This is a genomic window from Mesorhizobium sp. 2RAF45 (assembly GCF_052115225.1).
Taxonomy (GTDB): domain Bacteria; phylum Pseudomonadota; class Alphaproteobacteria; order Rhizobiales; family Rhizobiaceae; genus Mesorhizobium; species Mesorhizobium jarvisii.
Genome location: NZ_JBFRGG010000003.1, coordinates 691,247 through 716,887 on the forward strand (window position 1 = coordinate 691,247; position 25,641 = coordinate 716,887).

The window sequence follows — 25,641 nt, forward strand, 5'->3', positions numbered from 1 at the left end:
GAATTCTTACGACGATGACAGGCGATGAAAATATTGGCGCAATGGTTGAAGGCGAGGACACCTCGCTTCTGATCGTCGATGACGACAAGCCGTTCCTCACGCGTCTCGCCCGCGCCATGGAAACCAGGGGTTTTGTGGTCGAGACCGCCGAGAGCGTCGAGGAGGCGGTGGGCAAGGCCCGCGCCAATCCGCCGGCCTACGCTGTGGTCGACATGCGGCTCGGCGACGGCAACGGCCTCGATGTCGTCGCCGCCATCCGCGAGAAGCGCGAGGATTCCCGCACCATCATCCTGACCGGCTACGGCAACATCGCCACCGCGGTGACGGCGGTGAAGCTCGGCGCCGTCGATTATCTGTCGAAGCCTGCCGACGCCGACGACATCTTCGCCGCCCTCACCCGCACCTCGGGCGAGCGCGCGGCACCGCCGGAAAACCCGATGTCGGCCGACCGCGTGCGCTGGGAGCATATCCAGCGCGTCTACGAAATGTGCGAGCGCAACGTTTCCGAAACAGCGCGCCGGCTCAACATGCACCGCCGCACGCTGCAGCGGATACTGGCCAAGCGCGCCCCGCGATGAGACTGTTTGGAAATTCTACTCTGGCGGCCATCTGATGGCGTTTTCTGCGCTTCCGGTGCTCACGGACCCGAACGTCCGCTCCGCTCCGGTTCTCGAAACCACCACCATATGACTCGCCAGAGCGAATTTCGAAACAGTCTCTGAGACGCCCAAGCACGGTCGGATACTGTCCGGAGGCCGGAGTTTGAGCATCATCGCAAGTGACGCGGTTTAACGGAGGCGACATGCAGGATTTGAAGCAGCGGCCGATTTCCGTCTTCCGCGAATTCCTCGACAGCGAGGCGGCCGGCGGCATCATCCTGATGGTGGCGGCGGCCTTGGCCTTGATCGTCGCCAACTCACCGCTTGCCGAAACCTATTTCTCCGTTCTCCATGCCTATCTCGGCCCGCTCAGCGTGTCGCATTGGGTCAATGACGGGCTGATGGCGGTGTTCTTCCTGCTCGTCGGGCTGGAGATCAAGCGCGAGATGCTGGACGGCCAGCTGTCGACCTGGCCACGCCGCGTCCTGCCCGGCATCGCGGCGGCCGGCGGCATGGTGGTTCCGGCGCTGGTCTATGTCGCCATCAATCGCAACAATTCGGCGGCACTCTCCGGCTGGGCGATCCCGACCGCCACCGACATCGCCTTCGCGCTTGGCGTGCTGTCGCTGCTCGGCAGCCGCGTGCCGGCTTCGCTGAAGGTCTTCCTGACCGCGCTCGCCATCATCGACGACCTCGGCGCCGTCATCATCATCGCCATCTTCTATACGAGCGGCCTGTCGCTCATCTATCTCGGCGCCGCCTTCGCCGTCATTGCGGTGCTTGTCGTGCTCAACCGCATGCGGGTGATGACGCTGGTGCCCTATCTCCTGCTCGGCGCAATCCTGTGGGTATTGGTGCTGAAATCGGGCGTCCACGCCACGCTTGCCGGCGTTGCGCTCGCGCTGACCATTCCGCTCGAGCGTTCCGCCGGGATCGGTCACGATCTCGACCATTCGCCGCTGCACCGGCTCGAGCACGGCCTGCACAAAATCGTCCCCTTTTTCGTCATCCCGATCTTCGGCTTCGCCAATGCCGGCGTTTCGCTCGCCGGCCTGAGTTTTGGCGCGCTGATAGAGCCGCTGACGCTGGGCGTCGCCGCCGGCCTGGTGGTCGGCAAGCTGGTCGGCGTGTTCGGCTCCTCGGCACTTGCCATAAGGCTCGGCCTGGCCGACCTGCCGGCCCATGCCGGCTGGTCGCATATGATCGGCATCTCGCTGCTCTGCGGCATCGGCTTCACCATGAGCCTGTTCATCGGCCTGCTCGCCTTCGCCAGCGATGTGGCTCTGCAGGACGCGGTCAAGGTCGGCATCCTCGCCGGCTCCTTCATCGCCGCCATCATCGGCGCTGCCGTGCTGCTGATGGCGCCGGCCGCGGGTGGAGCGGAAGAAGAGACGGAGTAGGGGCGCGGTTCCGCGAACTACTCGCTCTCCCCCTCGAGTGCCGGCACCGAGACGCCGGCCAGCTCCGCCGCCAGCAGCCGCGCCGCGCCGGCGCGCGCGATCCGCAGCATCAGTGCCTTGCGTGTTGCCGCCGCCATGCGGTGCTCCGGCGCCTCGCGCAGGATTTCGGCGCCATAGCCGTCGGAGAGGATGAAGCCGCACTCCTCCGGAAAGATCTCCGCCGGCACGCCGGGGTGGGTGGCGAAGAAGAAGCGGTCGGAGTGCAGCCGGTAGTCGGGCCATTTGCGGTCGACCCGGAAATCCTCGATCGAGGATTTGATTTCGATGATCCAGATGTCGCCCTGGCGGGTCAGCGCCACGAGGTCGGCGCGACGGCCGGTGGCCAGCGACAGTTCAGGCAGCACATGCGCGCCCATCGCCATGAGCAGCCGCTGCACGCCGCGCCGCACCAGCATGGCGCGTTCCGACTGGCGACCGTCGATGAGGGGGTTGATTGCGATGGGGGAAATGATCGGCATGGCAGGCACCATGCCAGATTTTGTTCACGGTTTGAACCCGCCTTGTGATGGCGATTATATATTTGACAAACCTGGCCGGGTCCTCGACGGGCCGGCGTATCCCCGCTGACAATTAGGCCTAGCTAATATATGCTGGCCCTCAAAAGCGAGGGGTATCATGAAACAGCCACGGGGATGGATCGCGCTGGCATGGCTTCTCTTGGCCGGCGACGCAGATGCCCACGATTGGTATACCGGCAAAAAAGATCCGGTTCTGCGCTATGATTGCTGCGGCAACAAAGATTGCCATCCGATAGACTCTCGCGCCGTGAGAGAGACCAAAGACGGCTATTACGTCCGCTTGCCCCGCCCTGCCTATCTCAATGAGCCACAAGAGCCGGAGTGGTTTATCCCCAGGGAACGTGCCCAAGTCTCCATTGATGACCACTACCATCTCTGTGAGCGTTTAATGACGTTCTATCGAACGATCATTCCCCATACGAAGTTCGAGGCCTACTACAGATTCAGATGGACGTGTTTCTTCGTGCCTAAGGGCACGAGTTAAATTCGATCTAGCGCTACCCAGCCGTAGGGGAATGGCTACCACTGTAAGACCGGTGCGGCTCCTGCGCCGGGAATCAGTTCGATTCGCGCTGACGAACGCGTTGTTTTTCGAGGAACCGCTTGGCGTGTTCCCCCCACTCCGCTGCCGTGGTTTTGTGCTCTTGAACGTACGTGTCGAAAGCCTTGCGCAGAGCGTCCAGGTCCAAAGCCCAAAACTGCTTGTCTTTTTCGTCGTTCAACATTGTGTCACCAAGCCCATTGGGTTGACGGTATGCCCTTCAAATCAAGCCTTCAAGAACCGATCCTGACTTCTTTTGGGTGTATCGGCCCTGTCAAACATTCATCCCGTGAACCAGCACGGAACAGGTTCTGCTCTCTGCAACTGGGCAGTCCGTGGGCGGGACTTCAGTCTTAATTGAGCTGTGGCTAATATGCATATAGCTTAGGCAGTGCGGAGACGATCCCAAAAGCCTGACCCGCAACGACCCGGCACGACCCCATGTCCCCCCGACTGCGAGCGTGCCGGGTCGTTCCTACGGGGTGCGTTGCAAGCGGCGCATGCAAGGCACGATCGCTCGTGGAACAATGGTCGATTACGCAATCGCTCTCTGCCGGCCGATTGGGTTGGCGAACCCCAGCCCTAGGGGCCTTCCGTGATCGCGCAATATCCGGCTGGGGGCGGTCTGGTATTCATCTCTGTGGAGCCCTATGTCGTGGCGATCAACTTGCGCTCTTCACTAGAGGGCGGCAAGACTAAAGTCTTGCGTGCCGGTGTACAAAGGTCTGAGGGGACCTTTTAAGTTCCTCAAATGTCCATTGGACGTTCCGTTACTTTAGTTAGCCGACATATAAGGACTGACGTAAGGAATATGCCTGGCGGAATGGCCGGCGCAGTTTGGCTTTGGGTCTAAAGGGGGCTGCGCCGGCCATTGCGGGTTTGGGCTTTGGGTGTGATTGTCCCCGCGCTGATTAACCTATATGTATATTAGCGATCGCGCAAATAAGACTGAAGTCCCTGGTTCGGCCGGACCTGGCCGGACGTTCTCATAATCTTGATTTTCGCCAGCCAGCCTTTCGAGCTTCTTGTTCCGAACAGAACCAGCGTTCGCCCTTCCACAGGCTGATCCGGGTCTCGTTGTAATATTGCTGTCCGGGAACGTGATAGATGCGCTCGCCCGTATTGTAGCTGATATTTCCCTTGATGTTGCAGCCCACGAGAGGCGGCCCGGCCTTGACGGCGATCAGGCTGGCCAGGATGGCGATCGCCGCGGCAATCAATGTCCACCAGATGGTGTTGCGCGAGGGACGCCAATGCCGGCGACCCCTGGCACGCCTTCGCCAGCGGTCGGAACGATTGTCGTAGCGAGACTTGTCCACTCCCCCTCCCGAGAGGAGAATGCCGCCGCTCTGGCGAGGAGTCTATAAGCATTGCCTAACTTAATGGCGCGCCGTCTTGGCCGGCAGAGGGCGAACAATGGCGCCCAATGCGGCGCATGACCGGAAAGCCATCTCGCTGGGTGGTCTGCCCAAAATCCCTTGCTAGGGTCTGCTATGGTCTCGCTGAGACGGCCTTGTCGCCAGGCGCCGCAGCCCCTGCCATGTCATCCAGGATCGGGCAATCCGGCCGCTCGTCGCCATGGCAGGCGTGGATCAGTTTCTGCAGGGTCGAGCGCATCGACTGCAGCTCGCGCACCTTCTCCTCGATGGCCGTGACATGAGCGGCGGCGATCTCGCGCACGTCGGCGCTGGCGCGGCCGCGATCCTGGTACAGCGCCATCAGCTGGCGGCAATCGTCGATGGAAAAACCGAGGTTGCGCGCGCGGCGCAGGAAGGTCAGCCGATGGATGTCGTCACCGGAATAGTCGCGGTAGCCGTTGGCGGCGCGCGCCGGCGCGATCAGACCGATCTCCTCATAGTAGCGAATGGTCTTGGCCGGCAGGCCTGAACGATGGGCGGCATCGCCGACATTCATGGCGTGGTCCTCGATTTTGCCGGGCCTGCGAGTCAGGCCCATTGAATTTCCTTCACAATCCGGTGAAGGCTGTTGCTGAAATGCCATACTGATACGCATACCAGCACGTAAGTCCCAGCATATAGGCATCGTGCGCTTGGCAAGCAAAGCAAATGCCAGCATGAATGATCGCAAGAAAGCGGCCGACTCGTGCCGCTGACATTTGGGCAGGGCACCGGATCATCTCATGCGCATGAAGTCGCTTGCAATAATTGCCGCATTGGCGCTGTCCACGGCCATCGCCGGCTGCAGCACCATCGGCGGGCAGATCTTCTCCAACGACTACGGCGCAGTGACCGATGCTGGCTACCAACTGCCGCGCATCCCGATCGAAAAGGTGCCGAGGCAGTATCACCGGCAGGAAGTGAACTACGACACCAAGGAAAAGCCAGGCACCATCATCGTCGATACGCAGAACAAGTATCTCTACTTCGTCGAAGGTGACGGGCTCGCGATCCGCTACGGCATCGGCGTTGGTCGCGAAGGCTTCGAATGGCACGGCACCGCCCATATCGCGCTGAAGCGCGAATGGCCGACCTGGACGCCGCCCCGCGAAATGATCAGGCGCCAGCCGGAACTGGCGAAGTTCGCCAATGGCATGGAGCCGGGCCTGAAGAACCCACTTGGCGCGCGCGCCATGTATCTCTTCAACAAGGGCGGCGACATGGGCTACCGCCTGCACGGCAGCCCGGAATGGAATTCGATCGGCAAGGCGATGTCGTCCGGCTGCATCAGGCTGATGAACCAGGACATCATTGATCTCTATGACCGCGCCTCGGTCGGCGCCAAGGTCATCGTGATGTAAGGACCAGGATCCCTCGCGGGATCATGGCCAACGAGAAGGCAAGTTCGTACGCGGACCGTCTAGGCAACAACGGACGTCCCAAACAGAAAACCGGGCAATTCGGCCCGGTTTTTTGTTTTTTACGACTGAAATCGTGCTGGCTACGGGGGTGGTCAGGCGACCTGTTCGACCTGCTGCACTTCCGGCACGAAATGCCGAAGCAGGTTCTGGATGCCGTGCTTCAGCGTCGCCGTCGATGACGGGCAGCCGGCGCAGGCGCCCTTCATATGCAGGAACACCGTGCCGTTCTCGAAGCCGCGGAAGGTGATGTCGCCGCCATCCTGGGCCACCGCCGGGCGCACCCTGGTGTCGAGCAGTTCCTTGATGGTGATGACGAGTTCCTCGTCCGCCTTGTCGTAGAACTCGCCGGTCTGGCTGGTCTCTGCGGCCGGGCCGCTTTTCGCCATGACAGGCGCGCCGGACATGAAATGCTCCATGATGGCGCCGAGGATCGCCGGCTTCAGGTGCTGCCAGTCGGGGCCGTCCTTGGTCACCGTGATGAAATCGTAGCCGAAGAAGACGCCGGTGACACCGGGGATTTCGAACAGCCGGCCGGCCAGCGGCGAGGCCGTTGCCGCACTGTCGGCATCGCGGAAATCGGCGGTACCTTCCATCAGCACTTCCTTGCCGGGCAGGAATTTCAACGTCGCCGGATTGGGCGTCGATTCGGTCTGGATGAACATGGCCGTCTCCGTGCCCGCTACGGGCAGATAGTTTGGAATAGTTCTAAATAGGCCTTATCGGCTTGACATTCAAGCGAAACGCATCGCCCGAACGGCTGGCTGGCGGAATGTTTTTGCTGGCTGGGGGACAGAATCCCGGGCGGGCTTCAAGCGAGGCTGTCGATCTCCTCGTCGGACAGATTCTGCGGCACCACCGTGACCGGAATGGGGAAGGCGGCGCCCTTGCCGGCCACGGCACCGACCAGCGGCCCGGGGCCTTCCTTGCCGGCGCCGGCCGCCAGCACCAGGATGGCGATGTCCTGGTCTTCCTCGATCAGTTTGTGGATCTCTTCCGTCGGCTTGCCTTCACGCACCACCATCTCCGGCTCGATGCCGAGCTTCTGGCGTACCTTGTTGGCATAGCCATCGAGAGCCGCGCGGGCCGTGGCGTTCGCCTCCTCGCGCATGATCTTCTCGACGCCCAACCAATGCTGGAAATCGTCCGGTACTATGACATAGAGCAGCACCAGCGTGCCGCTGGTGCTCTGCGCCCGCTTCGAGGCGTAGGCGACGGCGCGCTCGCACTCGGGCGTATCGTCGATGATCGTCAGGAATTTCCTGCGATGACCGGCTTCGCGGCTGAGGCGTTTGGAGACCATGTCTATCTACCTAGTGTCGTGATTTCGAAGTTCGCCTGCTTTCGATATCGCGCTCCGAGCGAACTTCGAAATCAAAAACGACACTAGAAATCAATCGTTTGCTCGTGTCCCTGATTTTGAAATTCGCATTGCCCTTGATATCCAACCCTGGCTGATTTCAAAATCAGTGACGCGAGTGCGTTTTCGGCCGCAATCTGCCACCGCCGCCGACCGGCGGCAAGCCGCCGACCTTAGGCCAGTATGTCTTGTGCCGGAATGGTGCGCTGCACTGACGATGCGGATCAGCTCTGAAGCAGCCCGATGATGTCGCGCACCGTCTTCATCGTCGTTTCGGCGAGCACGCCGGCGCGTTCGCCGCCGTCCCTGAGCACCGCGTCGACATAGGCGCGGTCGCCTTCGATGCGGCGCATCTCGCCGGCGATCGGCGCCAGCTTCTCCACCGCAAGGTCGGCGAGTGCCGGCTTGAACACGGAAAACTGCTGGCCGCCGAATTCCTTCAGCACGTCGGCCTTCGACATCTCGGCCAGGCCGGCATAGATGCCGACAAGGTTTTCCGCTTCCGGCCGGCTTTCCAGCCCGTCGACTTCGCTCGGCAAAGCCTCTGGATCGGTCTTGGCCTTGCGGATCTTTTTCGAGATGGTGTCGGCATCGTCGGTCAGGTTGATGCGCGACAGGTCCGACGGATCCGACTTCGACATCTTCTTCGAACCGTCGCGCAGGCTCATGATGCGCGCCGCCGGGCCGCCGATCACCGGCTCGGTGATCGGGAAGAAGCCGTTCACCGTCTCCTCGCCGACCTGCATCTCGACGCCGACGCCAAGCCTGGCGATGCGGTCGGAAAAATCATTGTTGAATTTCTGGGCGATGTCGCGGGTCAGCTCGAGATGCTGCTTCTGGTCCTCGCCCACCGGCACATGCGTGGCGCGGTAGAGCAGGATGTCGGCAGCCATCAGCGAGGGATAGGCGAGCAGGCCCAGCGAGGCATTTTCGCGGTCCTTGCCGGCCTTGTCCTTGAACTGCGTCATCTTGTTCATCCAGCCGATGCGCGCGACGCAATTGAAGATCCAGGCGAGCTCGGCATGCTGCATCACCCGCGACTGGTTGAAGACGATGTGCTTCTTCGGGTCGATGCCCGAGGCAAGGAAGGCGGCGGTGATCGAGCGCGTCTGGTCTGCGAGGTCGTCATAAACGAGCTGCGCGGTCAGCGAATGCAGGTCGACGACGCAGTAGATGCAATCGGACGTTTCTTGCAGGGCGACGAATTTTTTGATGGCGCCGAGATAGTTGCCGAGATGCAGATTGCCGGTCGGCTGGACGCCGGAGAAGACGAGTGGCTTGAAGGCGGACATAGGTTTCCTCATGGCTTGTGGAGGGCCGTAAAAGCGTGATTCCAAAAAGTTGCAGACTTTTTGGAGCCGATCATGCGGCTGGAAACCGCACGCGGCGAAAGTCTTGCGACGGCGCGCTTATGGACGAAGGGTGAAAAACCGGCAAGAGCTATCAGCGGGTTGGACGGAACTTTGCCAGCAGCCGCGCGCCTTTTGCAACAATGCTTCGCCACCCCAACGGGCTCACCTCTATGTCGCCAACGCCGATGCCGTTGCGTGCCGCAGGTCTTTGCAATCTGGTGAGATGAAGCTCCAGGATCGTATGATCGTCCCTTCGCAGCGCCGTTTCAAACGTCGCTTGTGCGTTCCAGAGGTTGCCTTCTTGGCGCACGTTGCAAAGGCTTGCCACAGCCAGCTGGCCGTTTACGGACAATTTGAGCTTGGTCAGCGCCTCGCGTAGAGGGTGCCGGATGTCCAGGCGAATCCGCGCCTTGCCGGCATATTTGAACGGCACAAGCAGCTTTGGGCGCGGATTGCAGCCGACCCACAATACCCAGTCGCCGCCCGCTTGGAGTGGAAACCAATCGAGCGCTTTGGGCGAGTTGTCCTGCTTGATGACCTCACGCTGTCTAAGCTTGCGCAGATCCGGGCGGACGACGCCCTTGGCCATCGCATTCTGACTCGAAACCTGACCATTTTCATAGCGCCCGTAATCCGGATGCACGACCACCATGTAGGCGCCGGCGGCCTTCGCCTTGGCCAGCTCGGACGCCAGAAAGCCGTTATATCCCGGCCGGGCCATTCGCCGGACCATTCGCTCCTGCTCGTCCGAAGTGTGGCTCGTATAACTCAGGTAGCGGTGGCCGGCCGCGAATTTGTGGACGGTGATCCGCTGTGTCGAGACAAAATTCATCCCGGACCCTGCCGCCCGCAAAAGGAAATCCGCGTCAACGGGCGCTGTGATCTCTTTGGGATGGCGCCATTTCCCAATTCGATCGGCGACGTCGCGTCGGTGACCGAAACTGGAAGGCGGGAAGAAGTGCCTGAGAGCGGTGTCCGATTCGTCGAAGATGCCGGTCACCCACCGGAAATTGCTTGCCCTGGGGCCATGAAATATCGCGCCGCTCACGACAAAGTCCGGCTGCGGGCTGTGCCCGAAAAGATCTGCCAGTGCCTGGAGATGGTCCGGAGCCCAGATATCGTCATGACCGAGATAGGCAATATATCGCCCGCACGACATCTCTATGCCCGCATTGTTGGGGAAGGCTTGGCTGCCGCCGCGCTCGGGCAGGTTCAACCAGCGGATTTGCGGAGACGCGAGCGCCCGAACCACATCCGCGGTATCGTCAGTGCAGCAATCGCCTACCACCAACAGCTCGAAGTCTCGACAGGTCTGGCTCAGCACCGATTGGATCGACGGAAGAATATGCCTGCCGCGATTGTAGGTGGCCATGATGACGGAAAACGTGGTCATGTTATCCGAATTTGTAAGGGATGCCCGGATGATCGAAGGGGATTCGTGATTTGTCCGGATGCTTAGGATCGTAGACGGTTGTCGGCATGTTGATGAATGTCGCGGTGCTCCTGCCCCGATTCTGAATCCCGTGAACGACATAGGGCGGAATCGTCAGCAGGATCTTGTTTGCCGCGCCGACGTCGAGGACCTTCAGTTTTTCGTAGGTCGGACTATCCTCGCGCAGATCGTAGAGCACGACCCTCAGGTCGCCATTTGTATAGGCGAGCCGGTCGAACTGTCGCTTGTGATAGACCCACGCCCTGATCGATCCCGCCTCGGCCGATACCAGATAGACATGTGGCGGCGGGCTTATGGGCTCCACCAGTGCCGACATGAGGACCGTAAGCTCGCCACGCTTGTCGCCCCTTGTAACCAGCCGCTGCATTCGCACGCCCGCTATCGGATTTTCACTGGAAATGTCTTCCAGAAGCGGAACGTCGTCTTCCCAAGGCTGGTCATCAACAAAATCTTCGAGTGACAGCCTGTCCATCGAGCCCTCCAACGTTAGCGGCAAATGCAATCTAGGCTTGTCCTGCTGTCAGTCGGCGCCAAAGGCAATACACGAGGAGGCGATGGCGCCTCAGCGCTCGCATATCCACAGGGATTCTCGCATATCAACAGGGATTAAGGCGGTCGAACGGCATCCGGTAGTATCAAGAGTCCGGGGATCGTCAGCCGACAGGCGGCGATCCCTTACGCCCGATGTTTCTGCGGATCATGCCGAAATCGGCGCCGCCGGTGGCAAAGGCGGTGACGAAGTAGAGCAACGCCCCGCCGGCCACCAGTGCCAGCAGCGTCGTCGCCTTGACGACCAGCGGCGAGCCGGGACCGAGCCTGACGGCCAGCCAGTGCTCGGCGAAATACAGCGCCACCGCCATCACCGCCGCCGACAGCACCAGCCGGGGAATGCGCTTCAGGAGCGGCACGTCGCGGCCCCAATGGCCGCGCCGGATCAAGACCGCAAGCAGCATCAGCGCGTTGACCCAGCCGGCCACGGCCGAGGCCACCGCAATGCCGGGTGCGCCCATCCTGGGAAACAGCGTCAGCGCGGTGGCGACGTTCACCGCCACCGAGATGGCGGCGAAGATCATCGGCGTGCGCGTGTCCTCGCGGGCGAAATAGCCCGGGGTGAAGGCCTTGATCAGCACGAAGGCCGGCAGGCCAAGGCCGAAGATCGCCAGGATCGCCGCCACGGTCGGGGTCGAATGGTTGGCGGCAAACGCGCCGCGCTCATAGACCAGCCGCACGATCGGCTCCGACATCACCCAGAGCGCCGCCGCCGCCGGCAAGGTCATGAACAGAGTGAACTCGACGGAGCGGTTCTGCAGATTGGCGGCCTCGATGAGATTGCCCGATTTCAGCGCCCGCGACAGTTCGGGCAACAGCACGATCGCCACCGCCACGCCGACGACACCGAGCGGCAGCTGATAGACGCGGTCGGCATAGGCGAGCGAGGACACCGCACTGTCCTGCGCCGACGCGATCGCCGTGCCGATCAACTGGTTGATCTGGGTGATGCCGCCGGTGATCGCCGCCGGCAGGGCCAGGATCAGCAGGCGCTTGACGTTCGGCGTCATCTTCGGCCGGCGGAAGCCGATCGAGATGCCGGCATTGCGCACCGCCACCCAGACGATGGCGAGCTGCACGAGCCCCGCCGCCAGCACGCCCCAGGACAGGCTGAAGCCCACGGCATGCGCATCCAGCCCGTGATACCAGGCATAGCCAAGCACGCTGATCAGGATGATGTTGAGGAAAGCGGGCGCGATCGCCGCCGCGAAATAGCGGCGCAGCGAATTCAGCATGCCGGCCATCATGGCCGCGAGCGACATGCAGATGAGATAGGGGAACATGATCGTCGCCAGCAGGACGGTCGTCTCGAATTTGCCCGGCGTGTCGGCAAAGCCCGGCGCCACCAGATAGCGCACGATCAGCGGCATCGCCAGTTCCATGGCGATGGTCAGCGCCAGCAGCGCCGAGAACAGCACGCCGAACACTTCCTCGGAAAAACGCTTGGCGCCGTCGGTGCCGTGCGTTTCGATCTCCTTGGCAAACAGCGGCACGAAGGCGGCGTTGAACGCGCCTTCGGCAAACAGCCGGCGAAAGGTGTTGGGGAACTGGAAGGCGGCGTTGAAGGCGTCGGCCACCGGTCCGGTGCCGAGCGCTGCCGCCATCAGCATCTCGCGGCCGAAACCAAGCGCGCGGCTCATCAGCGTGCCGGAAGCGACCGTTGCGAATTTCTTGACGAGGCTCATGCTTTTGGGAACTGCCTGCGGAATTGGGACAAAGTGATGGAGGCTGTCACTCGGCCGCCGCCTTGGCCTTGCCGCCGCGTTCGGGCGCGATGCCTTCGAGCGCTGCCATCAGCCGGTTGCGGATGGTGGCGATGCGGGTCGGGTTGTCGATCTTCTGGCCGGTGAGGTCTGTCACATAGAAGGTGTCGATGACCTTTTCGCCGAAAGTGGTGATGTGCGCCGAGGCAATGTCGAGCGACAGGTCGGACAGCGTGCCGGTGATCTCAGACAGCAGGCCCGGGCGGTCGAGCCCCTCGACCTCGATGACCGAAAACCGGTTCGACAGCGCGTTGCGGATTTCGGCGCGTGGCGGGATCTTGAACACCTTGGCGCCGCGCTTTGGCTTGGTGCGCTTCTCGATCATCTCCGGCAGCCAGCTCTTGCCCGACAGCACGTCCTCGATCAGCCGGCCGACACGCTCGGCACGACGGCGTTCGTCCTCGTCACGGTCGAATTCCCTCGAAATCAGGATGGTGTCGAGCGCGCGGCCGTCGGCGGTGGTGAAGATCTGCGCGTCGACGATATTGCCGCCGGCGCCGACGCATGCCCCGGCAATGACCGACAGAAGGCGGGGATGGTCCTGCGCCAGCACGGTGATTTCGGTCACCGCCTCGAACTGGTGGGTCTTGACCATGGTGGCGAGCTTCTTGCCGGCCGCGTCGGCCTCGCGGACGAATTCGGCGTGGCGCAGCTGATCCGGCAGGTCGACCGTGAGCAGATAATTCTCGTAATGCAGCCCGACATAGCGCTTGCGGTCCTTGTCGGACCAGTCCGCGAGTGCCTCGGCCAGGCGTTCGCGCGCCGCCGCCGTGCGCTGGGCGCGCGACACTTCCGAGAAACCGCCGGTCAGCAGCAGTTCGGTCTCGTAGTAGAGCGTGCGCAGCAACTGGCCCTTCCAGCCGTTCCACACACCCGGCCCGACGCCCCTGATGTCGCAGACAGTGAGGATCAACAAGAGCTTCAGCCGCTCGACCGACTGCACGATCGAGGCGAAATCCTCGATGGTCTTGCGGTCGTTGAGGTCGCGGGTCTGCGCCGTCATCGACATGACGAGATGGTTCTCGACCAGCCAGGCGACGGTTTCCGTGTCCGCCGCCGACATCCCCATATGCGGGCAGATGCGCCGTGCGATGCGGGCGCCGGCCTCGGAATGGTCCTCCGGCCTGCCCTTGGCGATGTCGTGCAGCAAGACGGCGACATAAAGCGCCTCGCGGCTCTTCTTCAGGCCGGGCATCAGCGAATGCGACAGCGGATGCACCTTTTCGCCATCGCCGCGCTCGATCTCGGCCAACACGCCGATGCAGCGGATCAGGTGCTCGTCGACCGTGTAGTGGTGGTACATCGAGAACTGCATCATGGCGACGATCTTGCCGAAATCGGGGATCAGCCTGCCCAGCAGCCCCGCCTCGTTCATGCGCCGCAGATTGAGTTCGGCATTGCGGTCGGAGGTCAATATGTCGAGGAACAGCCGGTTGGCCTCTTCGTCGCGCCGCAGCGATTTGTTGACCAGGCCGAGCGAGCGGGTGAGCAGCTTCAGCGCATCGGGGTGGAATTCCAGCCCGTGCTTGTCTGCGAACCAGAACAGCCTGAGCAGATTGACCGGATCGCGCTCGAACACCTGGTCGTCGGCGATGTTGATGCGGTGGTTGTCGACAATGAAATCGGACGTGCCGGCAAGCTTGCGCTTGCGGCGCTGGAAGGTGAGGAAGATGCGATTGAAGCCGGGCACATGCTTGGCCTGCTCCTCTTCCAACGCGGCGCAGAAGATGCGGGTCAGGTCGCCGACATCCTTGGCGACGAGGAAGTAGTGCTTCATGAAGCGCTCGACCGCCGACAGGCCGGGATGGGTGGTGTAGCCGAGCCGCTCGGCGATCTCGCGCTGGATGTCGAAATGCAGCCGCTCTTCGGCCTTGCCGGTGAGGAAATGCATGTGGCAGCGCACCGCCCACAGGAAGTCCTCGGCCTTCTGGAACTCGCGGTACTCGGCCTCGGTGAAGACGCCCTTTTCGACCAATTCCTCGCCGGTGCGCACTCGGTAGAAGTATTTGCCGATCCAGAACAGCGTCTGCAGGTCGCGCAGGCCACCCTTGCCGTCCTTGACGTTGGGTTCTACCAGGTAGCGGCTTTCGCCGGCCTTGGCATGGCGCTCGTCGCGCTCGGCGAGCTTGGCCTGGACATATTCCGGGCCGGTCGTGCGCACCACCTCGTGGTCGAAGCGCAGCATCAACTCGTCATAGAGCTTGCGTTCGCCCCACAGGAAGCGCGCTTCCAGAATCGAGGTGCGGATGGTGATGTCGGTGCGCGACAGCCGCAGGCACTCGTCGATGTTGCGGGTGGCGTGGCCGACCTTTAGGCCCAGATCCCACAGCATGTAGAGCATGTATTCGACGGTCTGCTCGCCCCACGGTGTCTGCTTGTAGGGCAAGAGGAACAGAAGATCGATGTCGGATCCCGGCGCCAGCGTGCCGCGGCCATAGCCGCCCACCGCCACGACGGCCATGCGTTCGGCCGACGAACGGTTCTTCACGCGGTACACATGCGTCGCCGCGAAATCGTAAAGCGCCCGGATCAGCTCATCCATCAGATGCGACAATCGCTCGGCGCAGGCATTGCCGCCGCCATCCTCCTTCAGCATGGCCTCGGCAATCCTCCGGCCTTCGGCGAGCCGGGCCTTGAGAAGCTGCAGCACACCGGCGCGGGCGGCGGCTCCCGAACCGTCACCCGCCGTGGCCGTCGTCAGCGCGGTCATCTCGCGGCGCAAGGCTTCGCCGTCGATCAGTTCATCGAGCTTCAGGGAGATTTTCGCCATAGGTATCAGTCGGCCTTGCCATTTGGGCGGCGTCTATAGCGTGTTTTCGCGGCGCTGGGTATGGGGCCTTCTGGTGGCCCGGCAAGCGGGCTAGTCCGTTGCCTCGATCGGATCGATGGGAACGACGATCCGTTGCCGGAATCTGCAGAAATCGGCGATCCACCGTGCGGTTCGCCCGGCCTCTCTGCTGATTCTCACGGTCATCGGCTTCCTCTGCCTTGTCATAAGCCCGCTAGCGGTCCGCGCGGCATCGCGTTCGTGGTCAAGCAGGCTTGGCAGCCTTCCGTCGACGAATTGATCCTGTGCGCAGAGCGCCGGAACAAGTTGGTAGATGGTCTTGCCGGCCGACATGACGGGGTTGAAGATGAGATCATCGGTAGCAATGCTGACCTGCGCCGTTGCCTCCAGAAAGTCGCGCGCCGTCCGCCGCGAGAGCAGATAACCACCGGCCCCCGGATGGCCCTTGCGGAGCCGGGCCATGGAAAAACCATGTCCGGCAGAGGTCCTTCTCCTCTGGATCACGGTTGTGGAGAAGAATGTCTCGAGCTTCACGACATCGGCGTCCGCCGGCACCCAACTCGTATCGCCCAGCAACGCCCCGGCCCTACTGGAGAAGACCATGTCGTCCTCGAACACGGCGCCGTATGGGGCCTCATCCTGGGCAATGATCGTCCAGCAGGCTCGATGACTGTGCAGGCAGGCGATTTCGCTGCCGGAGAGCGGCCGGGTGGCGTGTATTGCGTGCTGCGGCTGCAGAATCAGGTCGGGATGTTCCTTGCCATCGACCCCCGCGACCCGTTCGAACCCAACGCCGATGCGGGCGAATTCCCTCGACATGTGGGCAAGCCGCTCGGGAGATCGATCGAGGTTGATGACCAGACGCTTCATTTTCACGAGCTATTTTTTCAAAACCCTTGCTTCCAGCGAACCGGCGGGAACCGCCAAGCACCGCGGGAGCCTTCAAGCACAGGTGATGCTATGGTTTGTTGATCTTTCTCGGGTGGATATCATGCCGCAATGGCAGAGCCAACAGAGGACGTCGCGTGCCATTTGCTTCGACACGATGTAGCCACCTGGTACAGGGTGAGCGGCCAATGCCGGGCCAGAAACGAAAAAATCGGAACAGCCCTTGACCTTCCAGTTACTGGAAGCACTACCTCCGCGATCAGGCAGAGGCATAGAGGCATTTTGGAATGACGCACCCAGACCATGACCATCGCGGCGATCACCACGCACAAGGCGCGCACGGCAGTTGTTGCGCGCCGAAAGGCGCCGATACTGCAGCCGTTCTGCGCGATCCGGTCTGCGGCATGACCGTGGATCCAGCAGTCGGCAAGCCGACATCGGAGCATGGCGGTCGCCTCTACCATTTCTGCAGCGAGCGCTGCCGTTCGAAATTCCAGGCCGAGCCGGAACAATACCTCACGGCCACCGACCCCGTCTGTGGCATGAGCGTCGACCGTGCCACAGCCAGGCACTTCGTGCGCCATGAAGGCCAGGGCTTCTATTTCTGTTCCGCCGGCTGCAAGGCGAAATTCGAGGCGGCACCGCAGACTTATCTCGGCGACAGGCCGGCACCGCCGCCCGCGCCCAAGGGCACGCAGTACACCTGCCCGATGCATCCCGAAATCGTCCGCGACAAGCCCGGCTCCTGCCCGATCTGTGGCATGGCGCTTGAGCCGATGGGCGTGCCATCGGGCGATGAAGGGCCAAATCCCGAACTGGTCGATTTCACCAGGCGGTTCTGGGTCAGCGCAGTCCTGTCGATCCCGCTTCTGATCGTCGCGATGGCGCCAATGATTGGAGTGTCGTTCGAAAGCTGGGTCGATGATCGCACAAAGGTCTGGATAGAATTGCTCCTGGCAAGCCCGGTGGTGCTCTGGGCCGCTTTTCCCTTCTTCCACCGTGGCTGGGAGTCTGTCCTCAACCGCAGCCCCAACATGTGGACGCTGATTTCGCTAGGCGTCGGCGCGGCCTACATCTACAGCGTCGTCGCCACCCTGTTTCCGGACATCTTCCCGCATCAGTTCCGCGGCCATGGCGGCGCGGTGCCGGTCTATTTCGAGGCCGCCGCCGTTATTGTCGCGCTGGTTTTCCTCGGCCAGGTGCTGGAATTGCGTGCCCGCGAAAAGACCGGGTCGGCAATCCGCGCCTTGCTCGATCTGGCGCCGAAGACCGCGCGCCGTATGGCCGAAGACGGTTCCGAGGCCGATGTGCCGCTGGACAGCGTCAAGGCTGGCGATCGCCTGCGTATCCGGCCCGGTGATGCCGTGCCGGTCGACGGCACGGTGCTCGAAGGCCGCTCCTCCATCGACGAATCGATGATCACGGGCGAGCCGCTGCCGGTCGAAAAGGCCGAGGGCGACGCTCTCACCGGCGGCACGCTCAACAAACAAGGTTCGCTGATCATGCGTGCCGAACGGATCGGCGCAGAGACCACGCTGGCGCGCATCGTCGAACTCGTCGCCAAGGCACAGCGCTCGCGCGCGCCGATCCAGGGGCTGGCAGACCGCGTTTCCTTCTACTTTGTCCCGGCCGTCGTCCTTGTCGCCGTTGTGGCCTTCATCGCCTGGGCCGTCTTCGGCCCCGAGCCCAGCCTGATCTTCGCCATCGTCTCGGCGGTCTCGGTGCTGATCATCGCCTGTCCCTGTGCGCTTGGCCTCGCCACGCCGATGTCGATCATGACCGCCACCGGACGCGGGGCGCATGCTGGCGTGCTGATCAAGGAAGCCGCCGCGCTCGAACGCTTCGCCTCCGTCGACACGCTGATCGTCGACAAGACCGGCACGCTGACCGAGGGCAGACCGAAACTGACGGATGTCGTCGTGGCAACCGGCTTTTCCGAAGACGAATTGCTGGGGCTCGCCGCGAGCCTGGAGAAGGGCTCGGAACATCCGCTGGCCGAGGCCATCGTCGAGGGCGCCGCGGCGCGCGGTGCGACCGTCACCGACGCCGGCGATTTCGAGGCGGTTACCGGCAAGGGTGTTTCCGGCACGGTGTCGGGTAAGGCCGTCGCGCTCGGCAATGCCGCGATGATGGGCGATCTCGGCGTTGACGTTTCCGCCGTTTCGGCCGGCGCAGAAGCGCTGCAGGGCGATGGCAAGACGGCGATGTTCGTCGCTGTCGGCGGCAGACTGGCCGGCATCGTCGCCGTCGCCGATCCCATCAAGGCGACCACCGCCGAGGCGATCAAGGCGCTGCATGACAGCGGACTCAGGATCATCATGGCGACCGGCGACAATGAGCGCACGGCCAACGCAATCGCCAAAAGCCTCGGCATCGACGAGGTTCGCGCCGGCCTGTTGCCGGAACAGAAGGCAGCCCTGGTCGAGGAACTGCGCGGCAGGGGCGCCGGCGTCGCCATGGCCGGCGACGGCGTCAACGATGCGCCGGCCTTGGCCAGCGCCGATGTCGGCATCGCCATGGGCACCGGCGCCGATGTCGCGGTCGAAAGCGCCGGCATCACTTTGGTCAAGGGCGACCTCAACGGCATCGTCCGCGCCCGCACGCTGGCCCAGGCGACGATCGGCAACATCCGCCAGAACCTGTTCTTCGCCTTCCTCTACAATGTCCTTGGCGTGCCCGTCGCCGCAGGCGTGCTCTATCCGCTCACCGGCATGCTTTTGTCGCCGATGCTGGCGGCAGCGGCGATGAGCCTGTCTTCCGTCTCGGTCATCGCCAACGCATTGCGGCTGCGAACGTTGAAACTCTGATCCAAACCCCCAAATACGAAACTCAACCAACAGGAGACCATGAATGACCTTGGCCAAGAAACTCGTGCTTTTGCTGATGGCGGCGGGAATGCTGCTCGCCGTCTTCCTCGAAAGCGTTCCGGCGCAGAGCGAAGAAATGAAACACGACATGGCGGGCATGGCGATGGGTGCGCAAAGCCCTGCCACCGTTGGCTACAAGAAGGCGATGGACAAGATGCACAAGGACATGATGGTCAAATACACCGGCAATGCCGATGTCGATTTCGTCCGCGGCATGATCCCGCACCACCAGGGCGCCATCGACATGGCCAAGGTCGAGCTTGCCAACGGTAAGGACCCGGAAATCCGCAAGCTCGCCGAAGGCGTCATCGCCGCGCAGGAAGCCGAGATCAAGCAGATGCAGGATTGGCTCGCCGCGCATCCAGTGAAGTGAGCCTTTCGCGACGGGGAGATTTGGGCGAGAACGCCTCTGGATTCTCTCGCCCGCCCTATGATGCGATTCGGCCTCAAACGGAGCCTGCCATGCCATCCACCATCAGAACCACCACACTGCCTTCTGGCGAAGCCATTCAAGTGCTCGGCCAGGGCACGTGGAAGATGGGCGAGGATTCGCGTCGCCGTGCCGATGAGGTCAACGCTCTCAAACTCGGCCTCGATCTTGGCCTCACGCTGATCGACACCGCCGAAATGTATGCCAGCGGCGGCGCCGAGGAAGTGGTGGCGCAAGCCATTGCCGGGCGCCGCGCCGAGGTCTTCGTGGTCTCGAAAGTTTTGCCATCGAACGCGTCGCGCGCCGGCGTGCAGCGCGCCTGCGAGAACAGCCTGAAGCGCCTGCGCACCGACCGCATCGATCTCTATCTCCTGCATTGGCCGGGCAGCGTGCCTTTGGCGGAGACGGTCGAAGCCTTCGAGGCCTTGAGGAGGGCCGGCAAGATCCGCCATTGGGGCGTCAGCAATTTCGACACCGAGGACATGGAGGACCTGGCCGGTTTGCCCGACGGTGGCAACGTCCAGACCAACCAGGTGCTTTACAATCTGGTCCGACGTGGCCCCGAATTCGATCTGGCGCCCTGGAGCCGCAAGCGCGGCATCCCTTTGATGGCCTATTCGCCGGTCGAGCAGGGCGCGCTGGCACGTAATACTGGGCTTGACGCCGTCGCCGCCCGCCACAATGCGACCGCGGCACAAATCGCCCTGGCCTGGGGGATGCAGCAGGAAGGCGTCATCGCCATTCCGAAAGCCAGCAGCCAGGAGCACGTCCGCCAGAATTTTGCGGCGCTCGACATAAAGCTCACAGCTGGGGATCTCGCCGATCTCGACCGTGCGTTCCCGCCACCGACGCGCAAGCGTGGGCTGGAGATGATCTAATTACTTCCCCGCCAGTCCCTTCAGCCGGTAAAGCGCTTCCAGCGCTTCCCTCGGCGTCATCTCGTCGGGGTTGATCTCGCCCAGCGCGGCGCCGAGCGCGTCGCTCTTCACCGGCTTCGGCGCCTCCCGCTTCATGGCCACGGAAAACAGCGGCAGGTCGTCGACCAGCCGGTTGGTCTTGCCGGAAACCTCGCCTTCCTCCAGCTGGTGCAGCACCTGCTTGGCCCGGTCGACCACCGCTTCCGGCAGGCCGGCGAGCCGCGCCACCTGCACGCCATAGGAGCGGTCGGCGGCACCCTTGCCGACCTCGTGCAGGAAGACGACGTCGCCTTCCCATTCCTTGACCCGCATGGTGACGTTGTGGAGCCGCGCCAGCTTGCCGGCGAGCGAGGTCATTTCGTGGAAATGGGTGGCGAAGATCGCCCGGCAGCGGTTCTTCTCATGCAGGTACTCCACCGCCGCCCAGGCGATCGACAGGCCGTCGAAGGTGGCGGTGCCGCGGCCGATCTCGTCGAGGATCACCAGCGCCCGTTCGCCGGCCTGGTTGAGGATCGCCGCCGTCTCGACCATCTCGACCATGAAGGTCGAACGGCCGCGCGCCAGATCGTCCGAGGCGCCGACTCGCGAGAACAGCCGGTCGACGACGCCGATATGGGCCGATGTTGCCGGCACGAAGGAGCCGGTCTGGGCCAGGATGGCGATCAGCGCGTTCTGCCGCAGGAACGTCGATTTACCGCCCATGTTCGGGCCGGTCAGCAGCCAGATCGCGCCGTTCTTGGCGTTCCCCTCCGGCGACAGGTCGCAATCATTGGCGACGAACGGCCCGTCGCCGGAACGGCGCAAGGCCTGCTCGACAACCGGATGCCGACCGCCGTAGATTTCGAAGGCAAGGCTGGAATCCACCACCGGCCGGCACCAGGCTTCGCTTTCCGAAAGCAGCGCCAGTGCCGCCGAGACATCGATCGCTGCCAGCGCATCGGCGCCGGCACGGATCTTTTCCGCCTCGCCGACGGCTTGCGCCGTCAGCGCATCGAACGCCGCCAGTTCGATGCTGAGCGCCCGGTCTGCCGCGTTGGCGATCTTGGTCTCGAGTTCGGCAAGCTCCGTCGTGGTGAAGCGCATGGCATTAGCCATGGTCTGGCGGTGGATGAAGCGCGCCTTGGCGCCATCGCTGCCGGTCATGATCGCATGATGGTTGGCGGTCACCTCGATGTAGTAACCCAGCACATTGTTGTGCCGGATCTTCAGGGAACGGATGCCGGTCTCCTCGATCAGCGAGCGCTCCAGCCCGGCGATCACTTTTCGCGATTCGTCGCGCAACGCCCGCATCTCGTCGAGTTCCGGGTGGTAACCGCCGCGCAGGAAGCCACCGTCGCGCTTGAGCAGCGGCAATTCCTCGCCGAGCGCCTGCGTCAGATGCTGGGCAAGCGCCTGCGGCAGCGCCTGGATGGCGGCCATCGCGTCCGCCAGTTCCTGGGGCAGGGCGGTTGCGGCGAAGATTTCGACGATGGCGCCGGCCGCCTCGAAACCGGCGCGTAGTGCGCCGAGGTCGCGCGGGCCACCGCGGTTGAGCGCCAGCCGGGACAGCGCACGCGGCATGTCGGCGACGCTTTTCAGGCTCGTCCGCACCGCCTGGCAAAGCCGGGTTTCGGAGCGGAAGAACGACACCGAGTCCAGGCGTGCGCCAATCGCCGCCGGGTCGGTCAGCGGCGCCATCAACCGGTCGGCGAGCAGCCTTGCGCCGCCGCCGGTCACCGTGCGGTCGATCGCCTTGAACAGCGAGCCCTCGCGGCTGCCGGACAGCGTGCGTAAGAGTTCGAGATTGCCGCGCGTCGCCGGATCGATGAACAGGGTCGAGCCCTGCTCTTCGCGCTCCGGCCGCGACAAAGGCGGCCGCTCGGCCTTCTGCGTCTTCTCGACATAGGCGATGGCGCCCGAGATCGCCGACAGTTCGGCGCGCGAGAACGTGCCGAAACTGTCCGGCGTCGCCACGTCGAAGAAGCGGGCGATGCGCCCGGTGGCCGAGGCAGAATCGAACAGCGACGGCGGCTGTGGATTTGCGACGCGGCCGAGCACGTCGAACACCGGCCTCAGTTCGGGATCATGGAACACCGGCTCGGCGACGATCAGCTCGCGCGGATCGACACGGAAAATGTCGGCCAGCAGCCGGTCGGCGGTGGTCTCGGCAACGCGGAAGGCGCCGGTCGAGATGTCGATCCAGGCAATTGCGAAGGAATGGTCGCTGCCGCCCTTCACCCGGCCCAGCGCCATCAGGAAGCTCGATTCCGACGGCGCCAGCAATTTGTCCTCGGTGATGGTGCCCGGCGTCACCAGCCGCACCACGTCGCGGCGCACCACCGATTTGGAACCGCGTTTCTTGGCCTCAGCCGGATCCTCGATCTGCTCGCAGACGGCGACGCGGAATCCCTGGCCGATCAGCTTCTGCAGATAGTCGTCGGCCGCATGCACCGGCACGCCGCACATCGGGATATCGTGGCCCTGGTGCTTGCCGCGCTTGGTCAGGACGATGCCCAGCGCCCGGCTCGCCTTTTCGGCGTCGTCGAAGAACAGCTCGTAGAAATCGCCCATGCGGTAGAACAAGAGCGAATCCGGGTTCGCCGCCTTGATCTCGATGAACTGCTCCATCATCGGCGTGACGGCGGCCGTGCCGGGCGGCGGCGTCATCACCTCGGGGGCGTCGGGCTCATTCGCTAGGTGCATGTTCATGGCGCGGCACGCTAGCAGATGTGTTGGCCGGGTTTAATGCCGGAGCTTCGAAAAGCAGGGGAAGACCGAGGCGATCGTTTGCACGCAATTGTCCTTCGGCCTGCGATTCCCGCGCGCTGGCGGTTTACACGCGGCGGCGCGTGGTCTTAATTCGGACCGAAACAAAGCACCCGCTTCAAGGAGGTGCTGCACCGGCGAGGAAATCAAAAGCATCATGGCCAGGAAAACCGAGAACAACGGTCCGTCCGTCAGCGCGCAGGAAGCGCTCGAATTCCATGCGATGGGCCGGCCTGGCAAGCTGGAGATCGTCGCCACCAAGCCGATGACGACGCAGCGCGATCTGAGCCTCGCCTATTCGCCAGGCGTCGCCGTGCCGGTGCGCGCCATCGCCGAGGATCCCAGCCGCGCCTTCGACTATACGACGCGCGGCAACATGGTGGCCGTCATCTCCAACGGCACCGCCATCCTTGGCCTCGGCAATCTCGGTGCGCTGGCCTCCAAGCCGGTGATGGAGGGCAAGGCGGTGCTGTTCAAGCGCTTCGCCGATGTCGATTCCATCGACCTCGAGGTCGACACCGAGGATGCCGACGAGTTTATCAACTGCGTGCGCTTCCTCGGGCCGTCCTTCGGCGGCATCAACCTCGAGGATATCAAGGCGCCGGAGTGCTTCATCATCGAGCAGCGCCTGCGCGAGCTGATGGACATCCCGGTCTTCCACGACGACCAGCACGGCACCGCCATCATCTCGGCCGCCGGCCTGATCAACGCGCTGGAGATCACCGGCCGCGACATGAAGACCACCAGGCTGGTCTGCAACGGCGCGGGTGCCGCCGGCATCGCCTGCATCGAGCTGATGAAGGCGATGGGCTTCGCACCCGAAAACATCATCCTGTGCGACACCAAGGGCGTGGTCTTCCAGGGCCGCACCGAAGGCATGAACCAGTGGAAGTCGGCGCATGCGGTGAAAACCGAGGCACGCAGCCTTGCCGAGGCGCTCGACGGCGCAGACGTCTTCCTCGGCCTCTCGGCCAAGGGCGCGCTGACCACCGCCATGGTGCAATCGATGGCCAAGAACCCGATCATCTTCGCCATGGCCAATCCCGATCCGGAAATCACGCCGGAGGAAGTGGCCGAGATCCGCACCGACGCCATCATGGCGACGGGCCGTTCGGACTATCCGAACCAGGTCAACAACGTGCTCGGCTTCCCCTACATCTTCCGCGGCGCGCTGGATGTACGGGCGACCACCATCAATGACGACATGAAGATCGCCGCGGCCCGCGCGCTGGCCGAACTGGCGCGCCAGGACGTGCCCGACGACGTCGCCGCCGCCTATCAGGGCAACCGGCCGAAATTCGGGCCCAACTACATCATTCCGGTACCGTTCGACCCGCGGCTGATCTCCGCCATTCCGCTGGCGGTTGCCAAGGCAGCTATGGAGTCGGGCGTCGCCCGCAAGCCGATCCTCGACCTCGACCGCTATGCGCAGGAACTGTCGGCTCGCCGCGACCCGATCGCCTCGACCCTGCAGCGCATCTACGACCGCGTCCGCCGCCAGCCCAAGCGCATCGTCTTCGCCGAGGGCGAGGAGGAGCAGGTGATGCGCGCTGCCGTCTCCTATGTGAACCAGCGCCTCGGCACCGCCATCCTGCTCGGCCGCGACGACGTCATCAAGGAAAACGCCAAGCACGCCGGCATCGACCTGAACAAGCAAGGCATCGAGATCATCAATGCAAGGCTGTCGCGCCGCAACGGCATCTACACCGACTATCTCTACGAGCGCATGCAGCGCAAAGGCTTCCTGTTCCGCGACTGCCAGCGCCTGATCAACAACGACCGCAACCATTTCGCCGCCTGCATGGTGGCGCTGGGCGACGCCGACGGCATCGTCACCGGCGTGACCCGTAACTATTCCACCGCGCTCGACGACATCCGCCGCGTCATCGACGCCAAGCCCGGCCACCGCGTCATCGGCGTCTCGATCGTGCTTGCGCGGGGCAAGACCGTGCTGGTCGCCGACACCGCCGTGCACGACATGCCGAATGCCGAGCAGATCGCCGATATCGCCGAGGAAGCGGCTGGCTTTGCCCGCCGCATGGGCTACGAGCCGAGGCTCGCCATGCTCGCCTATTCCACCTTCGGCCACCCCCAGGGTGAGCGCTCCGAACGCGTCCAGGAAGCCGTGCGCATCCTCGACAAGCGCCGCGTCGATTTCGAATATGACGGCGAAATGGCCGCCGACGTCGCGCTGAATGCCCGCGCCATGGCGCAATACCCATTCATCCGCCTCACCGGCCCGGCCAATGTGCTGATCATGCCGGCCTTCCACTCGGCCTCGATCTCGACCAAGATGCTGCAGGAACTCGGCGGCTCGACGGTCATCGGCCCGTTGCTGGTCGGCCTGAACAAGCCGGTGCAGATCGTCTCGCTGAACGCCAAGGACTCGGACATCGTCAACATGGCGGCGATCGCGGCGTACACGGCGGGGACTTGAGGGCCGGTCCGCGTCGAAGGCGGAAGCCAACGATCCGGCTCTTCGAACCCGGCGGCGCTCGAAACGCCGTCGGCTCCCCATAACAGATTGATAAGATTCACCTGATATACGGAAACTCTTGCCGCATGCCGTAACGGCATCCACGGCGCGCTCAGACCG

General features: G+C 63.3%; 21 protein-coding genes. 8 read left to right on the forward strand and 13 right to left on the reverse strand.

Translation table 11 applies throughout. The features are described from left to right. The first annotated feature begins 14 nt into the window (after positions 1-14). A complete protein-coding gene (locus tag AB4Z43_RS12700) occupies positions 15-578 on the forward strand; it encodes an ActR/PrrA/RegA family redox response regulator transcription factor (RefSeq protein WP_010913121.1) in 564 nt (187 codons plus the stop codon). Positions 579-802: 224 nt separating this feature from the next. Beyond that, positions 803-1,999, forward strand: a complete 1,197-nt coding sequence (gene nhaA / locus AB4Z43_RS12705) for a Na+/H+ antiporter NhaA (RefSeq protein ID WP_441937709.1) — start codon at positions 803-805, stop codon at positions 1,997-1,999. Between the two features lie 17 nt (positions 2,000-2,016). Here the strand turns inward: nhaA and AB4Z43_RS12710 are convergent, their stop codons facing one another. After that, positions 2,017-2,517 carry an MmcB family DNA repair protein gene (locus AB4Z43_RS12710; RefSeq protein ID WP_167470424.1) on the reverse strand — a complete coding sequence of 167 codons (501 nt, stop codon included), beginning with the start codon at positions 2,515-2,517 and terminating at the stop codon, positions 2,017-2,019. A gap of 157 nt (positions 2,518-2,674) precedes the next feature. On the opposite strand from AB4Z43_RS12710, the gene AB4Z43_RS12715 reads away from it, so the two are divergent. Beyond that, on the forward strand, positions 2,675-3,061 hold the full coding sequence (locus AB4Z43_RS12715) for a hypothetical protein (RefSeq protein ID WP_441937711.1): 387 nt from the start codon (positions 2,675-2,677) through the stop codon (positions 3,059-3,061). Between the two features lie 73 nt (positions 3,062-3,134). Here the strand turns inward: AB4Z43_RS12715 and AB4Z43_RS12720 are convergent, their stop codons facing one another. The 3 genes from AB4Z43_RS12720 to cueR form a co-directional block, all read right to left on the reverse strand. Further along, positions 3,135-3,302 (reverse strand): hypothetical protein, encoded by a 168-nt coding sequence (locus tag AB4Z43_RS12720; RefSeq protein ID WP_019862884.1) that lies wholly within the window; start codon positions 3,300-3,302, stop codon positions 3,135-3,137. A gap of 802 nt (positions 3,303-4,104) precedes the next feature. Further along, a complete protein-coding gene (locus AB4Z43_RS12725) occupies positions 4,105-4,437 on the reverse strand; it encodes a sunset domain-containing protein (RefSeq protein WP_202360977.1) in 333 nt (110 codons plus the stop codon). Positions 4,438-4,609: 172 nt separating this feature from the next. Continuing rightward, positions 4,610-5,032: a Cu(I)-responsive transcriptional regulator gene (gene cueR, locus AB4Z43_RS12730; RefSeq protein WP_027047690.1), complete on the reverse strand. Its 423-nt coding sequence runs from the start codon at positions 5,030-5,032 to the stop codon at positions 4,610-4,612. Between the two features lie 226 nt (positions 5,033-5,258). Between cueR and AB4Z43_RS12735 the strand changes: the two genes are divergently transcribed. After that, positions 5,259-5,876: a L,D-transpeptidase gene (locus AB4Z43_RS12735; protein ID WP_019862886.1), complete on the forward strand. Its 618-nt coding sequence runs from the start codon at positions 5,259-5,261 to the stop codon at positions 5,874-5,876. Between the two features lie 152 nt (positions 5,877-6,028). On the opposite strand, the gene AB4Z43_RS12740 is transcribed toward AB4Z43_RS12735, so the two are convergent. The 8 genes from AB4Z43_RS12740 to AB4Z43_RS12775 form a co-directional block, all read right to left on the reverse strand. Continuing rightward, positions 6,029-6,598, reverse strand: a complete 570-nt coding sequence (locus AB4Z43_RS12740) for a NifU family protein (RefSeq protein WP_019862888.1) — start codon at positions 6,596-6,598, stop codon at positions 6,029-6,031. A 146-nt stretch (positions 6,599-6,744) separates the two neighbouring features. Continuing rightward, a complete protein-coding gene (locus AB4Z43_RS12745) occupies positions 6,745-7,236 on the reverse strand; it encodes a universal stress protein (protein WP_010913128.1) in 492 nt (163 codons plus the stop codon). A 281-nt stretch (positions 7,237-7,517) separates the two neighbouring features. After that, the gene (gene trpS / locus AB4Z43_RS12750; protein ID WP_019862890.1) at positions 7,518-8,585 is read right to left on the reverse strand and encodes a tryptophan--tRNA ligase; all 1,068 of its coding nucleotides are present in this window, start codon (positions 8,583-8,585) and stop codon (positions 7,518-7,520) included. 151 nt (positions 8,586-8,736) lie between these two features. Beyond that, entirely contained in the window at positions 8,737-10,038 is a 1,302-nt protein-coding gene (locus tag AB4Z43_RS12755; RefSeq protein WP_441937716.1) for a glycosyltransferase family 2 protein, read from the reverse strand. A gap of 1 nt (position 10,039) precedes the next feature. After that, positions 10,040-10,570: a dTDP-4-dehydrorhamnose 3,5-epimerase family protein gene (locus AB4Z43_RS12760; RefSeq protein WP_064984495.1), complete on the reverse strand. Its 531-nt coding sequence runs from the start codon at positions 10,568-10,570 to the stop codon at positions 10,040-10,042. A 181-nt stretch (positions 10,571-10,751) separates the two neighbouring features. After that, the gene (gene murJ, locus AB4Z43_RS12765) at positions 10,752-12,332 is read right to left on the reverse strand and encodes a murein biosynthesis integral membrane protein MurJ (RefSeq protein ID WP_019862893.1); all 1,581 of its coding nucleotides are present in this window, start codon (positions 12,330-12,332) and stop codon (positions 10,752-10,754) included. Between the two features lie 46 nt (positions 12,333-12,378). Further along, positions 12,379-15,180 carry a [protein-PII] uridylyltransferase gene (locus tag AB4Z43_RS12770; RefSeq protein WP_019862894.1) on the reverse strand — a complete coding sequence of 934 codons (2,802 nt, stop codon included), beginning with the start codon at positions 15,178-15,180 and terminating at the stop codon, positions 12,379-12,381. A 90-nt stretch (positions 15,181-15,270) separates the two neighbouring features. Beyond that, on the reverse strand, positions 15,271-16,068 hold the full coding sequence (locus tag AB4Z43_RS12775; protein WP_064984498.1) for a glycosyltransferase family 25 protein: 798 nt from the start codon (positions 16,066-16,068) through the stop codon (positions 15,271-15,273). Between the two features lie 305 nt (positions 16,069-16,373). Between AB4Z43_RS12775 and AB4Z43_RS12780 the strand changes: the two genes are divergently transcribed. From AB4Z43_RS12780 to AB4Z43_RS12790, 3 genes are all read left to right on the forward strand, one after another. Further along, positions 16,374-18,893 carry a heavy metal translocating P-type ATPase gene (locus AB4Z43_RS12780; RefSeq protein ID WP_064984499.1) on the forward strand — a complete coding sequence of 840 codons (2,520 nt, stop codon included), beginning with the start codon at positions 16,374-16,376 and terminating at the stop codon, positions 18,891-18,893. A gap of 43 nt (positions 18,894-18,936) precedes the next feature. Then, a complete protein-coding gene (gene copM / locus AB4Z43_RS12785; protein WP_096453109.1) occupies positions 18,937-19,326 on the forward strand; it encodes a CopM family metallochaperone in 390 nt (129 codons plus the stop codon). A gap of 89 nt (positions 19,327-19,415) precedes the next feature. Continuing rightward, positions 19,416-20,261: an aldo/keto reductase gene (locus AB4Z43_RS12790; RefSeq protein ID WP_441937720.1), complete on the forward strand. Its 846-nt coding sequence runs from the start codon at positions 19,416-19,418 to the stop codon at positions 20,259-20,261. Here the strand turns inward: AB4Z43_RS12790 and mutS are convergent, their stop codons facing one another. Beyond that, entirely contained in the window at positions 20,262-22,988 is a 2,727-nt protein-coding gene (gene mutS, locus AB4Z43_RS12795; RefSeq protein ID WP_441937722.1) for a DNA mismatch repair protein MutS, read from the reverse strand. 214 nt (positions 22,989-23,202) lie between these two features. On the opposite strand from mutS, the gene AB4Z43_RS12800 reads away from it, so the two are divergent. Continuing rightward, entirely contained in the window at positions 23,203-25,482 is a 2,280-nt protein-coding gene (locus AB4Z43_RS12800) for an NADP-dependent malic enzyme (protein WP_019862900.1), read from the forward strand. Positions 25,483-25,641: the final 159 nt, after the last annotated feature.